At 52.5% G+C, this 17,490-nt stretch carries 15 protein-coding genes; 11 read left to right on the plus strand and 4 right to left on the minus strand.

All coding sequences use genetic code 11. From position 1 onward, the window contains the following. Positions 1-51: 51 nt before the first annotated feature. Positions 52-1,494, plus strand: coding sequence for a polysaccharide deacetylase family protein (locus ACYUJT_RS25150; protein ID WP_460327620.1), 1,443 nt, complete (start codon positions 52-54; stop codon positions 1,492-1,494). 77 nt (positions 1,495-1,571) lie between these two features. On the opposite strand, the gene ilvD is transcribed toward ACYUJT_RS25150, so the two are convergent. The 3 genes from ilvD to ACYUJT_RS25165 all read right to left on the minus strand — a co-directional run bounded on the left by ilvD (position 1,572) and on the right by ACYUJT_RS25165 (position 4,914). After that, positions 1,572-3,257, minus strand: coding sequence for a dihydroxy-acid dehydratase (gene ilvD / locus ACYUJT_RS25155; RefSeq protein ID WP_460327622.1), 1,686 nt, complete (start codon positions 3,255-3,257; stop codon positions 1,572-1,574). Positions 3,258-3,447: 190 nt separating this feature from the next. Beyond that, positions 3,448-3,711: a KGG domain-containing protein gene (locus tag ACYUJT_RS25160; protein ID WP_460327624.1), complete on the minus strand. Its 264-nt coding sequence runs from the start codon at positions 3,709-3,711 to the stop codon at positions 3,448-3,450. Positions 3,712-3,855: 144 nt separating this feature from the next. Beyond that, the gene (locus tag ACYUJT_RS25165) at positions 3,856-4,914 is read right to left on the minus strand and encodes an acyltransferase family protein (protein ID WP_460327626.1); all 1,059 of its coding nucleotides are present in this window, start codon (positions 4,912-4,914) and stop codon (positions 3,856-3,858) included. 202 nt (positions 4,915-5,116) lie between these two features. Between ACYUJT_RS25165 and ACYUJT_RS25170 the strand changes: the two genes are divergently transcribed. The 3 genes from ACYUJT_RS25170 to mgrA all read left to right on the plus strand — a co-directional run bounded on the left by ACYUJT_RS25170 (position 5,117) and on the right by mgrA (position 7,764). After that, positions 5,117-5,896 (plus strand): HAD family hydrolase, encoded by a 780-nt coding sequence (locus ACYUJT_RS25170; protein ID WP_460327656.1) that lies wholly within the window; start codon positions 5,117-5,119, stop codon positions 5,894-5,896. After that, positions 5,896-6,651 (plus strand): NAD-dependent protein deacylase, encoded by a 756-nt coding sequence (locus tag ACYUJT_RS25175; protein ID WP_460327628.1) that lies wholly within the window; start codon positions 5,896-5,898, stop codon positions 6,649-6,651. Before ACYUJT_RS25170 ends, ACYUJT_RS25175 begins: the two co-directional genes overlap by 1 nt. Before the next feature lie 108 nt (positions 6,652-6,759). Then, entirely contained in the window at positions 6,760-7,764 is a 1,005-nt protein-coding gene (gene mgrA / locus ACYUJT_RS25180) for an L-glyceraldehyde 3-phosphate reductase (RefSeq protein WP_460327630.1), read from the plus strand. Between the two features lie 57 nt (positions 7,765-7,821). Here mgrA and ACYUJT_RS25185 read toward each other — a convergent pair whose 3' ends face one another. Continuing rightward, on the minus strand, positions 7,822-8,673 hold the full coding sequence (locus ACYUJT_RS25185) for an AraC family transcriptional regulator (RefSeq protein WP_460327632.1): 852 nt from the start codon (positions 8,671-8,673) through the stop codon (positions 7,822-7,824). A 181-nt stretch (positions 8,674-8,854) separates the two neighbouring features. Between ACYUJT_RS25185 and ACYUJT_RS25190 the strand changes: the two genes are divergently transcribed. From ACYUJT_RS25190 to glcT, 7 genes are all read left to right on the plus strand, one after another. Beyond that, positions 8,855-10,018 (plus strand): galactokinase, encoded by a 1,164-nt coding sequence (locus ACYUJT_RS25190; RefSeq protein ID WP_460327659.1) that lies wholly within the window; start codon positions 8,855-8,857, stop codon positions 10,016-10,018. Position 10,019: 1 nt separating this feature from the next. Continuing rightward, positions 10,020-11,012 carry a UDP-glucose 4-epimerase GalE gene (gene galE / locus ACYUJT_RS25195; RefSeq protein WP_460327634.1) on the plus strand — a complete coding sequence of 331 codons (993 nt, stop codon included), beginning with the start codon at positions 10,020-10,022 and terminating at the stop codon, positions 11,010-11,012. Between the two features lie 35 nt (positions 11,013-11,047). Further along, complete coding sequence (locus tag ACYUJT_RS25200; RefSeq protein ID WP_460327661.1) at positions 11,048-12,604, plus strand: UDP-glucose--hexose-1-phosphate uridylyltransferase; 1,557 nt, start codon at positions 11,048-11,050, stop codon at positions 12,602-12,604. Positions 12,605-12,801: 197 nt separating this feature from the next. Next, entirely contained in the window at positions 12,802-13,965 is a 1,164-nt protein-coding gene (locus tag ACYUJT_RS25205; protein WP_460327636.1) for an iron-containing alcohol dehydrogenase, read from the plus strand. Between the two features lie 199 nt (positions 13,966-14,164). Next, a complete protein-coding gene (locus tag ACYUJT_RS25210; RefSeq protein ID WP_460327638.1) occupies positions 14,165-14,707 on the plus strand; it encodes a protease in 543 nt (180 codons plus the stop codon). A 14-nt stretch (positions 14,708-14,721) separates the two neighbouring features. After that, complete coding sequence (locus ACYUJT_RS25215) at positions 14,722-16,311, plus strand: flotillin family protein (RefSeq protein ID WP_460327664.1); 1,590 nt, start codon at positions 14,722-14,724, stop codon at positions 16,309-16,311. 181 nt (positions 16,312-16,492) lie between these two features. Beyond that, the gene (glcT, locus tag ACYUJT_RS25220; RefSeq protein ID WP_460327640.1) at positions 16,493-17,335 is read left to right on the plus strand and encodes a glucose PTS transporter transcription antiterminator GlcT; all 843 of its coding nucleotides are present in this window, start codon (positions 16,493-16,495) and stop codon (positions 17,333-17,335) included. Positions 17,336-17,490 lie beyond the last annotated feature (155 nt).

Here is a 17,490-nt window from a genome sequence, read left to right on the forward strand (position 1 = left end):
CCTTAGGGCCCGCCAAAGTCAGTGAATGAGATAGAAAAGTGGGGAAAAAACATGGAGACTTTGCTGCTGTGGTTGTTTTATATTTCAACACTATACGCTTTCATACCCGGCTTGATTACGCGGTTGTTCGGCTTTCGCGTATTTCGGCGAGGAACCGGAATGAATGAGTTTGCCCTTACCTTCGATGATGGCCCAGACCCGGTATATACGTCGCAGCTCCTTGATTTATTGCAGAAATACGAAGCGAAGGCCACCTTTTTCGTCGTCGGCTCGAATGCGGAGAAATACCCGGATTTGATCAAGCGAATGCATGAAGATGGCCACTTGATCGGCATTCATAATTATGTGCACAAGACGAACTGGTTAATGGGACCGGCAGCGGTTAAGAAGCAGATTCAACGAACGAATAAAATTATCCATGACATTATTGGCAGTAATACGCACTACTACCGACCTCCTTGGGGGATTGTCAATTTGTTCGACTTCGCTAGACGCAACGAGACGCAAATTGTACTGTGGTCATCGATGTTTGGGGATTGGCGCCAGCGCCTGGGTGCGGACCGGTTAACGCAGCGCATGCTGAAGAAGCTGAGGGGCGGCGAAGTATTCTTGCTGCATGATTGCGGAAATACGCTCGGAGCGAATGCGCAAGCGCCCAAGGAAATGCTGAAGGCGCTGGAAAAAGTGCTGCAGGAAGCCAAGAAGCAGGGAATCGGCACGATCCGGATTGACGATATGATCCAGCAAAGCGAAGCTGCAAAGCGGAAGCTCCGCGGTCAGAAAAACTTGGCAGCAGCGCCAAAGGACACGGCGAATCGCAAGGGAAGACAATCCTTCGGCAAACGTATTCTTGTCTCGTTATGGCTCCTGTGGGAGAAATTTTTCCATTTGCTCTTCCAGTTAAGAACAACGAACGAGGAGGAACCGATCTTTCATTTCCGCATTCGTCCGTATCGGGGTGAGCCGGTGATGATGAATGGCGATATAGAGCTTGCGAACGGCGACCGGATATTAGAGCTTCATTTCGACAATAAGCGGTTGTTCGAAATCGGCTCACGTTCGAGAACATCCTTGCAAATCGCCATCCAAATGATCCGTGGCGTTGAGAAGACGCTTCCCGAGCTTGCACAGTATATACAGACCCATCCGGAGTTAATGGACGTAAAAGCACTATACGGCGTAAGCATGATCAACCGAGGTCCGGAGCAGTTCGGATTTACGGTTACCGATCTGCCAGACAACTTCTTCGCAAAATCGACGCGCCTATACTTAAAATTTCTGATGAGCGTTATTCATCCCTCCGGCGGGGATCGCCTAAAGCAGCGTTCCTCCCATGAACTGATTCCAAAGCTTATCGTAATGCCTATAGAGCTCTTGCTTGATAAATACTCTGAGGACGGGTCACACCGCCGTTTTTCCACCAAGGAGAGCACTGAAGTCGCCTCCGATGAAGAGAGCAACGAGACTGCCTTAAGCTCGACCCAGCCATGTTAGTCCATGAAATAAAGGGGCGGTTCCACATGTGATAGTGGAGCCGCCCCTTTTATAATGCAATTTAAAATTGAATTCAATTAAATTTTCATGACTCCGCCGTTGCTCGCGTTGGTGACGAGCTTGGAATAACGGGCTAGGTAACCGGTCTTCACCTTCGGCTCGAAACCTTTCCAGTTCTCGCGGCGACGCGCCATTTCCTCATCGGAAACGTGAAGCTCAATTTTCCGGTTATTCAGATCCAGCTCGATGATATCCCCGTCTTCAACGAAGGCAATTGGTCCGCCTTCTGCTGCTTCTGGAGAGATATGACCGATACTGATGCCGCGGGAAGCTCCGGAGAAGCGGCCGTCCGTGATGAGGCCGACTTTTGCGCCAAGGCCCATACCGGCGATTTGCGAGGTTGGTGCAAGCATCTCAGGCATGCCTGGTCCGCCTTTTGGCCCTTCATAGCGGATGACGACGACATGGCCTTCCTTGACTTTGCCATTTGCGATGCCTTCCAGCGCTTGCTCCTGCGAGTCGAAGCAGATGGCAGGACCTTTATGGTATCCGCCGACCGAAGGATCAACCGCACCTACCTTGATGACAGAGCCTTCAGGTGCAAGGTTTCCGTACAGAATGGCGAGGCCGCCTTTCTCGGAATGCGGGTTGTCGATGGCATGGATGACTTCGTGGTCATGAATCTCGCATCCGGCAACGTTCTCGGCAAGCGTCTTGCCCGTAACGGTCATTTGATCGCCATGGATTGCTCCAGGCTTCTTCAGCAGCTCATTGATCACGGCGCTTACGCCGCCAGCCCGGTGAACGTCTTCGATGAAATGGTCGGATGCCGGAGCCAGCTTCGAAATATGAGGTACACGGTTGGCCACCTCGTTGATGCGCTCCAGCGGGTAATCGATGCCTGCTTCCTGAGCCAAAGCCAAGGTATGCAGCACTGTATTGGTTGAACCACCCATAGCCATGTCAAGCGCAAAGGCGTTATCGATTGATTCTTTCGTTACGATATCGCGCGGCTTAAGATCAAGCTTGATCAGCTCCATCAATTGACGGGCCGATTGTCTTACAAAATCTTTACGCGCCTCGTCGACCGCCAGAATCGTTCCGTTACCCGGCATTGCGAGTCCCAATGCTTCGGCAAGACAGTTCATGGAGTTCGCCGTGAACATGCCGGAGCAGGAGCCGCACGTCGGACAGCCAAATTGTTCAAGTTCGAGCAGGTCGGCATCGTCGATCTTGCCGGCTTGATAAGCGCCTACGCCCTCGAAAACGGAAGTCAAGGACAGTTTACGTCCTTTGCTGTCTACGCCAGCTTTCATCGGTCCGCCGCTGACGAATACGGTCGGGATGTTCACGCGAAGCGCGCCCATCATCATGCCTGGTGTAATTTTGTCACAGTTCGGAATACATACCATACCGTCGAACCAGTGAGCCGATACTACAGTTTCCAGGGAGTCAGCGATAATTTCCCGGCTTGGCAGGGAATAACGCATCCCGATGTGCCCCATCGCAATACCATCATCGACGCCGATGGTGTTGAATTCAAAAGGTACGCCGCCGGCTTCGCGGATCGCTTCTTTAACGATTTTACCGAATTCCTGTAAATGCACGTGGCCAGGAACGATATCGATGTAGGAGTTGCACACGGCGATGAACGGTTTGCCGAAATCCTCGTCCTTTACGCCTGCAGCGCGCAGCAAGCTGCGGTGAGGCGCACGGTCGAAGCCTTTTTTGATCATATCTGAACGCATTTTCTTGGCAGTCATGGTTGCCTATCCCCCCATAAAATGTATATTGTGATTTTGGAACTTTACACCGCTAAAGGTTTTCTCTAAAGTCTATCATATGTATTCCGCTTTTTCTAGCGCTTGATAAGGATTGGAAGAAAGGTTTTTGATTAAAAAAGAGCCCCAGTCTAACCTGGAACTCTTCTTACGAACGGATGGATTTCCATCCTTATTTATCGTTATTGTTGTTGCGGGCCTCCCCGCCCTTACGCCCTATACGGCGGTAGAACTCCTTATCGTGCTTCTCGGAGGTGGCTTCTCCGCCCTTTTGGCCGATTTCCTGATAGAACTCCTTGCTGTGGCTTCTGGAAGTAGCTTCTCCGCCTTTTTGCCCGATTTCCTGGTAGAACTCTTTGCCGTGATTTTTGGAGGTGGCCTGTCCTCCCAAGCGACCGGCTTCTTGACGGCTCATTTTGCCGTTTCCGCGTGCCATTCTCAATCAACTCCTTATGCGAAGATATTGTTTTGCGTATGTTTTATTTACCACAGCCAGTTAGTTTGAAACGCCAGAAACCAAAAAAAGAGCCAAATGGCTCTAAAATTGGCAATATTGTTCAACGACTATCCATTCGGCTGGTTAATGCTTGCTGGCCGTACGGAAGGGGCGGAATGCCCGGCGCTGCAAATTAAGCAGCCATTGCACCGGAGGTTCAATGACCGGCGACGTCCATTTTCGGACGAAGGAATGGCTGAGCAGGAAAGTCAGGAGAACAGCTCCGATAATAAGCATGGAAGAAGCTGCAGCGTTCGTAACGTGATCATATAAAGGAGAGGCGGCGCCAAGGCGGATAATGAATCCGTGCAGGAGGAACACGTATAAAGTACGCCGGCCCAAGTCGGTCAGCTTGCTCTCTCGCAGCGGCACGAATGAGAGAAAAGCGCCCCCAGCCAGCAGTTGCAAGGCGTAAAGAGCCAGTCGATATGCTCCGGCGTACCACTCGTTATGGCCGAGCTGTCCATATGTCATGCTGCCGTACAGCCACCCGGCATCGATAAGATGTCCCCATAGGACGATGGCCCCCAGCATAATGGCGGCTAATGCCATGGTTAGCGCGCGGGCTGTAGGAGTGAAGATTTTCTCTAAATAAGCAAACGAAAAATGGTAACCGGCAATAAAGAAGGGCAAATACACAAAGGTACGGGACAGACTGAGCCAGGTTCCATCCACTTGCAAATATCCGACGAGCACGCCTAGAGCCAGCGATATGGCCAATTGTTGAAGGGGCGTCCATTTGTTCATCATCATGAGCAGCAGGCGCCAGCACAGATGGCTTGCAAGGAACCAGAGCAGCAGGTACGGTGCAAAGAAAGAGTGGTGGATGTTCTGCACCTTAAATACTGTAACGTCGAGTACCGAATACAGGCTTTGGAAGATAATGTACTGAAGGCCGATTTGCAGCATCAGCTTGCGGCCGGGCTGGCCGAGCAGATTGGCTTTGGCGAAGTATCCGGTAACGAATACAAACAGCGGCATATGAAAAGTAAAAATCCATACATATAAAGCGTGCATGGCGTCCATATTTTTGATCAACGGCTCAATCGCATTGCCGATGAAGACGCAAATGATTAGCAAAAAGCGCAGGTTAAGAAAAAACGTCTCTCCGCGCCGATTCGATTGGATGATGTTTGTGTTCATGCTGACGGCCTCCCCAAGCCTTAAATCATTCAAAATTTTAAGCATCTGATCTCTGTAATAAAGGTACTCTTTTTGAAGTTCAATACATGTGATTATTATCACAATGGAAAACGCTGTCAGTCCGTGCATTTGTGGCAAAGTATTGAATCATATACAATAGCGGTAACGAAAAGCGAACGATGAAGGTGGGGAAGGAATGACCATGGCGATTGTGCAGGCAGGGGAATGCAGGGTGTCATGCCAGGCGATATTATTCGATAAGGACGGAACCCTGCTGGATTTCATGGCCCTCTGGGGCGAATGGGCGATGACGCTGCTGGATTTGCTGGACGGACATTTGGAATTGATGGGTGCGCGGCGGATCGACAGCAGAGCAGCCCTGTTGGGTCTTAAGCTGGATGAGCAGCAGCAGATCGAGGATTACGATAAGACCGGGCCGCTAGCGATGGGGAGCGAAGAAGAGGTCACCGCGCTGCTCGCCTGGCAGCTGTATGCGGCGGGAGTTCCCTGGAACGAAGCGCTGATTCAGGTCAGGCAATTCAGCTCGTCGGCGATGATTGAGCTGAAGAAGCGCAGGAATGCAAGGCCGATGCTGGGACTTGAAGCCTTTCTTGAGGCCTGCCAAGGGCAGGGAGTCCGGCTCGCTGTCGTCACGTCGGATACGACGGAAGCAGCACGCGAGCATTTGAACTGGATGGGGATCGCGCACTATTTCGATGTGATCGTCGGCAGGGACCGGGTGAGCCTCGGCAAGCCTTTCCCCGAAATGGCCGTGCTTGCCTGCCGCGAGCTTGGTGTTGCCCCGGAGCATGCGGTCGTCGTGGGGGACAGCAACGGGGATATGCAGATGGGCAAACAAGCGGGCGCAAGGATGACGGTCGGATTGGCCCCGGACGGCGGAGGAGAATCATATCTGCTGGATGCGGATGTCGTTATCCGCAGTTTCTTGGAAATGAGAGTGCTGAAGGAGGCAAAAGAATAATGACGTTAAATAAAATCGAGCAATTGGCGTCCTGGGTGAAGGAGGGGCGCAGGATTGTATTTTTTGGCGGGGCAGGCATTTCAACGGAAAGCGGGATTCCCGACTTTCGTTCCGCAGCAGGCATATATCAGCAGGAGAAAGCCTCGCCGTACTCTCCAGAGGAAATTTTGAGCCGGCCGTTCTTTGACCGTCATCCGGAGGTATTCTATGACTTCTACAAAACGAAGATGATCCATCTCCATGCCGAACCGAACCCGGCTCATCATTTCTTGGCCTGGCTGGAGGAACAAGGCAAGCTGGATGCGGTCATTACCCAAAATATCGACGGCCTTCATCAGAAGGCAGGAAGCCGCAGCGTGCTGGAGCTCCACGGTTCCATACATCGGAACTATTGCATGAACTGCAGGAGGTTTTATAGTCTGGAGGAAATTATGCGCACGGGCGATCCTGTGCCAACATGCCAGGCTTGCGGTGGGACCATTAAACCCGATGTTGTATTGTACGGTGAGAACTTGGATAACGAGGTTATCGAAAAGACGGTTGAGGCGATCAGTGAAGCGGATTTGCTGCTGATCGGAGGAACTTCCTTGACCGTTCAGCCGGCGGCTCACCTGATCACGTATTTTCGGGGAGAACGGACGGTACTGTTGAATGCCTCGCCGACTGCTTATGACAACCAGGCCGATTTGCTGATTACCGAGCCGATTGGCGGGGTGCTTGGGCAGGTGGAATCGCTGCTCAAAGCCGGGAGCTGAAAGGGATTGCCATGAGGCGAAAACGTTTTCTTCTTTCTTGCCAAAGGGGTTTGAACGAGATATGATATTTTTCGAAAGATAATTTACAGCAGGAAGGTAGGGAACTAAATGGCATACATTGCTAGTGAAGACCGGTACGAGTCGATGATATATAATCGTGTGGGTCGTTCGGGCCTTAAGCTTCCGGCCATATCGCTTGGATTATGGCATAACTTCGGTGGTGTAGATACGTTTGAGAACGGACGCGAGATGATTCGCAGAGCCTTTGATTTGGGCATTACCCATTTTGATTTGGCCAACAACTACGGCCCGCCTCCAGGTTCGGCGGAAGAAATGTTCGGTACCGTGCTGAAGAAAGACCTGGCACCCTACCGGGATGAATTGGTGATCTCCTCCAAGGCTGGTTACTATATGTGGCCAGGTCCTTACGGCGAATGGGGATCCCGTAAATACTTAATTTCCAGCCTTGATCAAAGTCTGAAGCGGATGGGCCTTGATTATGTGGATATTTTTTATTCCCATCGCTTTGATCCGGATACCCCGCTGGAGGAGACGATGATGGCGCTGGATCATATCGTTCGCTCCGGCAAGGCGCTATATGTGGGCATATCAAGTTATTCAGCGGAGCAGACGAAGGAAGCGGTCTCTATCCTCAAGCAGTTGGGTACGCCGCTGCTCATCCATCAGCCGAATTATTCGCTGCTGGATCGCTGGATCGAGAATGGCCTACAGGACGTCCTAGATGAGAATGGCGTTGGCAGCATTGCCTTCTGTCCACTGGCTCAAGGGTTGCTTACGAACAAATATTTGAACGGCATCCCGGAGGATTCCCGTGCAAAGAACCCGACCGGCGCTCTGCAGGAATCGCATATCACGCCTGAAATGCTGCGCAAAGTACGCGCGCTCAACCAGATGGCGGCAGCGCGGGGGCAGAGCCTCGCCCAATTTGCGCTCGCTTGGGTGCTCCGCGGAGGCAAGGTCACGTCCGCGCTGATCGGCGCGAGCCGGGTGAGTCAAATTGAGGAGAACGTTCAGGCGCTAAGCAAGCTTGAGTTCACCGACGAGGAATTGAACCGGATCGAAACGATCCTTCATAATCATGGAGACCATTAATTTTGTCCCGTACGCATAGAAGAGCCCGTTTCCCTGCAAAAGGGAAGCGGGCTCCGGCTATTTTCCAGGGGCGCTTCTCCGGTACTCGCTTGGCGATTGTCCGTAAAAACGGCGGAATTGCCGGGAGAAGTACAGCGCATCGTTAAGACCGACCGAGGAAGAGATTTGTTCGATGGACAGCTCGGGCCGCTCACGCAGCAGCTGACGCGATTTATCGATCCTCAGCTTCAGCAAATAAGTAACGGGGGTCAGCCCGGTCTCCTTTTTGAAAATACGGGAGAGATAAGCCCGGTTATATCCGAGGCTCGCGCACATTTCTTCAATAGATACATGATGCGCATATTGACTTGAAATATAGTAAATCATCTGCTTGACGATTTTTTGTACGGCCGACTCACCGGACGGAAGCGTCGATTCCTTAAGATAAGAGTCCTCCGCCTCGGACATGATCAAATGCAGGCAGCCGAGGGAATGCAAGTGAGAGCTTGGCTTCTTGCTGCGAAATTCCTGCAGCACGGACGTTAGCAGCTCGGGAATGCCGCTGTCCACCGGGGCGTTAATGACAGGATGCTGCGGCGTCAAGCCCGCCCGCTCCAGGAGCGAGGGCACCTTTGCTCCCGTAAAAGCAATCCAGCGATAACGCCATGGCGTTTCTAGGTCGGATGCATAGCTGACTAGCTGGTTCGGGTGAATGAGAAAGCCGTCTCCCGGCTGCAGCTCGTATATGGAATACTCCGTCTGGAAGGTTCCGTTACCTTCTTCGACAAAATGGAGCAAGTAATAGTCATAGACTTTTGGACCGACGCGGTGATCCGGTCTGGTCTGGCTCTCGCCAGCAAACAAAATGTGCAGGTCGCTCTCATCAAATACTTCGGGGTTGGCGGCAGCGCTGTAGGTTTCTTGCAGCATTGGGGAGCCTCCTTCATGCTTTGGTGAATATTTGGTCTTCTTTATATTCTACTTGGGAAGGTCATATTTATCCATACAAAACTCGCATACATACATTATCAAAATGCCGCGGAATCTTTATACTGATAGCAAGAACCGAATATTCCATGAAGATGGGGTGTGCATGTTGAACAAACAGGAAATGGAGCAATTGTTCCTCTCCCGCAACGGGAGCAGCCAAGAGAGCATATTTGTATTCAATGCGCCGGGACGGGTCAACCTGATCGGCGAGCATATCGATTATAACGGGGGTTACGTTCTGCCGGCAGCGCTGGAATTCGGAACAACACTGGCGGTCCGCCGCCGTCCTGACCGGAAAGTAACCTTTGCCTCGGCAAATTTCCCTTACGCCGCAGAGTTCGAGGCGGATGAGCTAGGGCAATCCAAAACGGGCGAATGGGTCGATTACCCGATTGGAGTCATCTCGGAGCTCGGCAAGCTGGGCACAGCGTTGACCAGCGGCTATGATCTGCTGTTTCATGGAGAGATTCCTAACGGCGCTGGGCTGTCCTCCTCCGCTTCGCTTGAAGTCCTCACCGCGTTTGCGCTGCTGACGATGGAGGGGAAAGAGACTGATACAGTGGAAATTGCCCGCCTGTCCCAGCGTGCGGAAAATATCTATGTCGGCGTTAACAGCGGCATCATGGATCAGTTCGCCGTTGCGAACGGCGCCAAGGATCATGCGATCCTGCTCATGTGCGACACGCTGGAATATCAACTGGTGCCGTTCCGTACCGGAGCCTACAAACTGGTAATCGGCAACACGAACAAGCGAAGAGGCTTGGTCGATTCTAAGTACAATGAGCGCCGCTCACAGTGCGATGAAGCGCTGCGTCAGCTGCAGGCTCACGAACCGGGGCTTGGATACCTGGCGCAATTGAAGCCGGAGCGCCTGGCAGAGCTGGAGACAATTTTTACAGATCAGGTGCTGCTGGACCGGGCCAAGCACGTCGTGTTGGAGAATGCTCGCGTCCTGGAATCCGTAGAAGCGCTGAAGAACAATGATTTGCAGCATTTCGGCCAGCTGATGAATGCGTCGCATGATTCCCTGCGCGATTTGTATGAGGTGAGCTGCATGGAGCTGGATGTCATGGTAGAGGAAGCGCGCCGCATCGAGGGAACATTGGGCTCGCGAATGACCGGAGCGGGTTTTGGCGGCTGCACGGTGTCCCTTGTGCATGAAGATTCTGTAGATGCATTCGTAAAGCAGGTAGGCGAGGCTTATCAGCGCCGCACGGGTCTTGAAGCTGAATTCTATGTTTGCGGAGTAGGGCATGGAGTACATGAAATGAAGGAGGAGAAATAAGATGGCTATTTTAGTTACTGGTGGAGCAGGCTATATCGGATCGCATACGGTGGCGGAATTGCTGGACCGCGGGAAGGAAGTTGTCGTCCTCGACAATTTGCAATCGGGTCACCGCGAAGCACTGCTTGGCGGCAAGCTGTATGAAGGGGATTTGCGGGACAAGGAGCTGCTGGCTAAGTTGTTCGCTGAGAACGAGATCGAAGCGGTGATTCACTTTGCAGCTAACTCGCTGGTCGGAGAGAGTATGCAGAAACCTGTGAAATATTATGACAATAACGTATACGGCACGCTTTGCCTGCTTGAGGCCATGGACGCGGCCAATGTGCGGCGCATCGTCTTCTCTTCGACGGCCGCTACTTATGGAGAGCCTGAGAAGGTACCAATCGAGGAGACCGACCTGACACACCCGACGAACGTGTACGGTGAGACAAAGCTGATGATGGAGCGAATGATCGACTGGTTCGATAAGGTGCTCGGCATCAAATACGTATCCCTTCGTTATTTCAACGCGGCGGGCGCACACGAGAGCGGACGGATCGGGGAAGACCACAGACCGGAAAGCCATCTCATTCCGCTGATTTTGCAAACCGCTCTTGGACAGCGGCCTTCGATTTCCGTCTTCGGCGACGATTACAATACGCCGGACGGCACATGCATCCGCGACTATATCCATGTCAGCGATCTGGCGGATGCGCATTTGCTTGCGGTAGAGCATCTGATCGCGGGCGGGGATAGCAACATATTCAATCTGGGGAATGGACAAGGCTTCTCGGTCAAGGAAGTGATCGAGCAGGTGCGCGAAGTGACTGGCCGCGATTTCGAGGTCGTGATGAGCCCTCGGCGCGCCGGGGATCCGGGCGTGCTGATCGCATCCTCGGATAAGGCGAGATCCGTTCTAAAATGGCAGCCGACGCGGAGCAGCCTGGATAACATCATCCGCAGCGCTTGGGCATGGCACAACGCGCGTCCGGGCGGCTATGACGATTTCAAGTAAGGAGGGGATTGACTGTGGCAGCTAAAGAAAGAACGATGCAGGAGGCGCAGCAAGCTATAGAGCGGCTGCTGCAATATGGGCTCGGGCATCGAATGTTTGATGACTGGGACCTTGATTATACACGCAACCGCCTGCTGGAACTGTTCGGGCTGGATGAGCCGTGGATACCGGAATTGGAGGAGCCTGTTGCCCGCGAGCTTCGCGAGCCGCTGGATGTCTTGATCGATTATGGATATGCGATCGGCCTCATTCCGGATGATTCCGACACGTATCGCGACTTGCTTGACGCTAGAATCATGGGCCAATTGATGGCCCGTCCATCAGAGACAATCGCCGCGTTCAAGAAGACGGCGCGTGATGAAGGCATCGAGGCGGCAACCCGTGATTTCTACAACCTTGCTGTAGACAGCAATTATATTCGCATGGACCGGGTGGCGAACAATATTTACTGGAATCAGGCGACGCCTTACGGCGAGATGGAAATTACGATCAACTTATCGAAGCCGGAGAAAAGCCCGAAGGAGATTGCAATGGCCAAGCTGCTGCCTCCTCCGGTCTATCCGAAATGCCAGCTGTGCCGCGAGAATGTGGGCTACGCCGGGCGGGTCAATCATCCGGCCAGGCAGAATCTGCGGGTTATTCCGCTCGAGTTGAACGATGAGCCATGGTTGTTCCAGTATTCGCCGTACGTGTATTATAACGAGCATTGCATCGTCTTCCATCATGATCATGTGCCGATGAAACTGACGCGGGATACTTTCAAGCGGCTGCTGGATTTCACGGCGGAGTATCCGCATTATTTCATCGGCTCCAACGCGGATTTGCCGATCGTCGGCGGGTCGATCCTGACTCATGACCATTTCCAGGGCGGCAGGCATACGTTTCCGCTGGAGAAGGCTCCGGCCGAAGCGGCGTTCCGGCATGCAGCATTCGAAGGCGTCACGGCTACCATCGTGAAATGGCCGATGACTGTGCTGCGGCTGAACAGCCATCAACCGGATGTGCTGCTTCAAGCTGCCGATGATTTATACGAGAAATGGAAAAGCTACAGCGATCCGGAAGCCGAGGTGCTAGCGTTCACCGAGGAGAACGGGGATTCCGTCCCGCATAACACGGTAACGCCGATCGTGCGCCGCGGCGGGGACGGCAGCTATGAGATGGATATCGTGCTCCGCAATAACCGGACGAATGAGCAGCATCCGGAGGGGATATTCCACCCGCACCGGGAAATGCATCACATTAAGAAGGAAAACATCGGTTTGATCGAAGTGATGGGACTCGCGATTCTTCCTGGACGTCTGAAGGAGGAGCTTGCCCGCATCGCTGAAATCTTAAGCGGTAACCATGGCTTGTATGAAGAGGTTCTTGCTGGCCGTGAGGCTGCGCTAGGGGTTCACGCCGAATGGATTCGTGAACTTGTTGCCGCGCATGGGCACGGCCTGGGCCCAGAAGAAGCCGAGGCATTGCTTCGCAATGAGGTCGGTCTTAAATTCTCTGCTATTCTGGAGCATGCCGGCGTGTTCAAGACGACGCCTGCCGGACGCGAGGCCTTCCGTAAATTTGTCAGCTCCGCGGGGTACCGCGAAATATAAAATGACTAGCCGAGCTCAAGACTGCCTCCCGTTCAATGGAACGGGGCGGCAGTCTTTTTTTAGATCATGGAAGTATACGTCTGGCAATGCGCTCCCACTCACCTAAAGTAAGCCGATTGTTTCCTTAAAGCGAGGAGGGTATACTTTATAGTGCAGTACATAATCTAAAGGGATAATCAACCAGGGAGGCATATTGCATGAACTCTTTTCAATTTCATAACCCGACGAGGCTGATTTTCGGCAAGGGGCAATTAACGGCACTGAAGACGGAGGTTCCCAAATACGGTAAAAGGGTGCTGTTGGTATACGGCGGCGGGAGCATTAAGCGCAGCGGGCTTTACAATCAGGTTATTGCCCAGCTTCAAGAAATCGGGGCTGAGGTGACCGAGCTGGCCGGTGTTGAGCCGAATCCTCGTTTGTCCACCGTTCACCGCGGAGTGGAACTGTGCAAGACGAAGGAGATCGAACTTGTTCTTGCGGTAGGCGGAGGCAGCGTACTGGACTGCGCCAAGGCGATTGCGGCGGGAGCCAAATACGACGGGGATATGTGGGATTTTGCCGAGCACAAGGCGGTTCCGCAGGCGGCACTTCCGCTTGGAACCGTGCTGACAATGGCGGCTACCGGCTCGGAAATGAACGGCAACTCTGTCATTTCCAACGAAGCGACGGAGGAGAAGTTGGGCTGGGGCAGCCCGCTCGTATACCCGGTTTTCTCGATCTTGGATCCGGAGAACACGTTTACTTTGCCGAAAGATCAAACAGTGTATGGCATGATCGACATTATGTCGCATGTATTTGAGCATTATTTCCACAAGCAAACCAACACATTGCTGCAGGACGAGTTCTGCGAGGCGCTGCTGCGTACTGTTATTGAGACGGCGCCTAAGCTGATCGAGGATCTGGAGAGCTTCGACCATCGGGAGACGATTCTCCTTTGTGGCACTATGGCTCTGAACGGTGTGCTGAATATGGGGCTGTCCGGAGATTGGGCAACGCACAACATCGAGCATGCCGTATCCGCTGTGTATGATATCCCGCATGGGGGCGGCCTTGCAATTCTGTTCCCGAACTGGATGAGCCATAATCTGCATCATGACGTACCCCGCTTTAAGCGTCTCGCTGAGAAGGTATTCGGGGTCGATCCGAGCGGCAAGAGCGATCAACAGGTGGCCGAGGAGGGCATCGCCGCGCTGCGCGCGTTCTGGAACTCGATCGGCGCACCGAGCAGGCTTGCTGATTACGATATTGATGACAGCAAGCTGGAGCTGATGGCCGATAAAGCGATGCGGTTCGGACCATTCGGCAATTTCGCGGAGCTGCAGAAAGAGGACGTTCTGGCCATTTACCAACGTTCCCTGTAACGTTACGGCGCGAGCAGATTTGCTACTCTGGTCGCTGTATAAACATAATGACCGTTCAATATATAAGTCGAGCAGGGACCCGCGGGTTACCTTGCTCGGCTTTTGCATTTTACCGCGAATCCTGTTAAATGAACGAAACGAAACCACTTCCTGTAACGTATTACTAATTATATACACATCCAGAAAGGAGGGGCTGCGGATGGAGGCCATGTTCTGGAGCTGTTTGCTCGGCGGAGCAGTATTTGCTCTACTCAGCGTCATCTTGGGAGATATCGTCGGCAGCTGGCTGGACGGGGTATTCGACATTTTATCCGTCGATTTTCTAAAGCCGATTATTTTGGCTTCCGCGGTAACTACGTTCGGAGGGGCCGGCGTATTGCTTGTTCGGTATACCAGTCTTGGTTCTGCGGCCGTTATTGTATTCTCGATTCTAATCGCACTTGTGATGTCGGTGATTATTTACTTTGCTTACGTTAAGCCGATGGAGAACAGCGAGAACTCGACGGGCTTCTCTGCAGCAGAGCTTCCAGGCAAGCTGGGTGAAGTGACCGTACCGATCCCAGCGGCAGGCTTTGGGGAAATCATGGTCAATTTTGTGGCAGGCAACACGCTACATATTGCAGCGAGCTGGGATAACACAGAGATTCCGGCAGGCACGCTCGTTGTTGTCATTGATTCCAAGGATGGGGTTGTGCAGGTTTCGAGGCTTTACGAGAATGGACAGGAAAGGGAGATGGTGTGATGTTTTTTGAAGGTATGCCTGACTTTGTGTTAATTCCGCTGATCATTATTGCAGTCATCGTTGTGCTTGGCTTAGCTTTTTGGGCCAGATATAAGACGGTAAGTCCAGATGAGGCGATGATTGTTACGGGTTCTTTCCTAGGCAGCAAAAATATTTCTGATGACGAAACGGGCCGCAAAATCAAAATCGTTCGCGGTGGCGGGGCCTTCATTTGGCCAATATTCCAAAAGGCGGAGTTCATGTCATTGCTGTCGCATAAGTTGGATGTCATGACTCCAGAGGTCTATACCGAGCAAGGCGTGCCGGTTTCGGCTGACGGGGTTGCCATTATCAAGGTGGGCAGCTCGGTAGAGGACGTGGCTACGGCAGCGGAGCAGTTTATGGGCAAGCCGATTGAATCGCTTAAAGGAGAAGCCCAAGAAGTTCTCGAGGGGCATCTTCGCTCGATTCTCGGATCGATGACCGTTGAAGAAGTATACCGTAACAGGGACAAATTCGCCCAGGAGGTTCAAGGCGTCGCTGCCCGGGATCTCAAGAAAATGGGGCTGCAGATCGTCTCCTTCACGATTAAAGACGTACGTGATAAGCACGGCTATCTAGAGGCGCTTGGTAAGCCGCGTATTGCTGCCGTAAAACGGGATGCCGAGATTGCTGAAGCCGAGGCGGTACGGGACTCGCGGATCCAAAAGGCGTTGGCCGAGGAGTCCGGTCAGAAGGCCGAACTGCTCCGGGATACGAATATCGCCGAAGCCTCCAAGGAGAAAGAACTGAAGGTCGCCTCCTTTAAGAAGGAGCAAGACACGGCGAAAGCAGAAGCTGACCAGGCTTATCATATCCAGGAGGCGCGCGCAAAGCAGACGATGGTCGAAGAACAAATGAAGGTCGAGCTCGTGCGCAAAGAGCGCGAAATTGACCTGCAGGATAAAGAAATTATGGTACGGCAGAAGCAATATGACGCCGAGGTGAAGAAGAAAGCCGACGCCGACCGTTATGCGGTAGAGCAGGCGGCAGAAGCCGAGAAGGCCCGCAAGATGCGGGAGGCCGACGCGCTGCAATACTCCATCGAGACGCAGGCTAAAGCTTCCGCAGAGCAGAAACGACTCGAAGGTCTTGCGATTGCGGACGCTGAACGGGCAAAAGGGACGGCCGACGCAGAGATCATCCGGCTGCGGGGTCTTGCCGAAGCCGAAGCGAAGGAGAAACTGGCTGAAGCGTTCCAGAAATTCGGTGAGGCCGCGATTTTGGACATTGTTGTGAAAATGCTGCCTGAGCTTGCGGAGAAAATCGCAAGCCCGATCTCATCCATCGACAAGCTCACCGTCGTCGATACCGGCAAAGGTGAAGGTGCAGCCCGGGTAAGCAATTACGTGACAGAGCTCATGGCTACCGCGCCGGAAATGCTCAAGAGCGTATCCGGCATCGAGCTGGATCGTTTGATCAAAGGCTTGACCCAAGGTAAAGCTCTTCCGGCAGCTTCTTCTTCTCAGGCTCCGGCTGCAGTCTCTGCGGGAATGGCCCATAGCTCGCCTTCTCCGCTGCAAGCAGGGGCTGTCAAGCCGCCTGTAGTTCAGGAGACCGCCGCTTCCTCGGAGCAGGAGTCCTGATTCCATACAATGGATATGCTTCACAACGGGGAGTAATCCTTGTAAATTTGGCATAAGCTGCAATATAAAGCGTCCCGCTGGAAGGCGAGACGCTTTTATATTGCGCCGTACTATGGTAAAATTTATTATTCGTAACATGAAATTTTGTATTTTGTATTTTGTAGGCAAGTGAGGTGCAACTGTGAGCAGGCTGCATGTGGCCAAAGCGCTGAATAACAATGTAATTATTGCGAATCATCCTGGGCATGGCGAAGTCGTTGTCATTGGCAAGGGCATCGGATTTAACCGCAGGCAGGGTGACTCGATTCCACTGGATGCGGTTGAGAAGATGTTCATCCTAAAGAACCAGCAGGAGCAGGAGCAGTATAAACAGCTTGTTCCCCAGGTCGACGAACATCTAATCGAAGTGATCGGGGAAATCATTTTGTATATATCCCAGAAGACGAATAAAGAGCTGAATGAGCATATTCACATTGCTTTGACTGACCATCTATCGTTTGCCATCAAACGAGCGGAGCAGGATATGGCCATTCATAATCCCTTTTTGTTCGAGACTAGGGAAATCTATCCTATGGAATACGAGCTGGCCGAGTATGCGATCGAGCTTATTCATGAGCGGCTAGGCGTGGACTTGGGCCAGGACGAAATCGGTTTTGTTGCCCTCCATATCAACAGCGCGATGACGAATCGGCATGTCAGCGAGGTACGGGAGCACACACAGCTGATCGCGCATCTCGTCAATATGGTGGAGGAGGAGCTGAGAATGAGGATTTTGCGCCATTCCCTGGATTACTCCCGCCTGTTGACTCATTTACGATTTGCCATCGAGCGCGTTCGCCGCGGGGAGAAAGTCGCCGTCGTCGAGAAGTTGGAAGCGCTGCTAAGTCAGGAATATCCAGAGTTGTACCAGTTGGCTGGAAGGCTGACCAGGGTGATGGAGCAGAAGTTAAACAAGCCGGTATACCAAGCAGAAATCAGCTATTTGACCATGCATTTGCATCGGTTGACAGTGCATCATAAATAGAAGCTTGACACCTATTTAATTTTCTTGCTATACTCTAGTCGATTACCAACAATAGCATATGACAATGTGTTACTGATTCGATCAGGCATGAGTTGATTAAAGTACTTTGATTGCATTCCCAGTATGCGGGGTATTATAACCGTAGGAAATGCGAT

Source organism: Paenibacillus sp. YSY-4.3 (genome assembly GCF_054767475.1).

Bases quoted from the DNA above. Each gene is read 5' to 3' on its own strand.
- mgrA (WP_460327630.1), top strand. From the start codon at position 6,760: ATGGCATACATTGCTAGTGAAGACCGGTACGAGTCGATGATATATAAT.
- ACYUJT_RS25190 (WP_460327659.1), top strand. From the start codon at position 8,855: ATGGAGCAATTGTTCCTCTCCCGCAACGGGAGCAGCCAAGAGAGCATA.
- ACYUJT_RS25170 (WP_460327656.1), top strand. From the start codon at position 5,117: ATGGCGATTGTGCAGGCAGGGGAATGCAGGGTGTCATGCCAGGCGATA.
- ACYUJT_RS25200 (WP_460327661.1), top strand. From the start codon at position 11,048: ATGCAGGAGGCGCAGCAAGCTATAGAGCGGCTGCTGCAATATGGGCTC.
- ilvD (WP_460327622.1), bottom strand. From the start codon at position 3,257: ATGACTGCCAAGAAAATGCGTTCAGATATGATCAAAAAAGGCTTCGAC.
- ACYUJT_RS25205 (WP_460327636.1), top strand. From the start codon at position 12,802: ATGAACTCTTTTCAATTTCATAACCCGACGAGGCTGATTTTCGGCAAG.
- galE (WP_460327634.1), top strand. From the start codon at position 10,020: ATGGCTATTTTAGTTACTGGTGGAGCAGGCTATATCGGATCGCATACG.
- ACYUJT_RS25185 (WP_460327632.1), bottom strand. From the start codon at position 8,673: ATGCTGCAAGAAACCTACAGCGCTGCCGCCAACCCCGAAGTATTTGAT.
- ACYUJT_RS25165 (WP_460327626.1), bottom strand. From the start codon at position 4,914: ATGAACACAAACATCATCCAATCGAATCGGCGCGGAGAGACGTTTTTT.
- ACYUJT_RS25150 (WP_460327620.1), top strand. From the start codon at position 52: ATGGAGACTTTGCTGCTGTGGTTGTTTTATATTTCAACACTATACGCT.
- ACYUJT_RS25160 (WP_460327624.1), bottom strand. From the start codon at position 3,711: ATGGCACGCGGAAACGGCAAAATGAGCCGTCAAGAAGCCGGTCGCTTG.
- ACYUJT_RS25175 (WP_460327628.1), top strand. From the start codon at position 5,896: ATGACGTTAAATAAAATCGAGCAATTGGCGTCCTGGGTGAAGGAGGGG.
- ACYUJT_RS25215 (WP_460327664.1), top strand. From the start codon at position 14,722: ATGCCTGACTTTGTGTTAATTCCGCTGATCATTATTGCAGTCATCGTT.
- ACYUJT_RS25210 (WP_460327638.1), top strand. From the start codon at position 14,165: ATGGAGGCCATGTTCTGGAGCTGTTTGCTCGGCGGAGCAGTATTTGCT.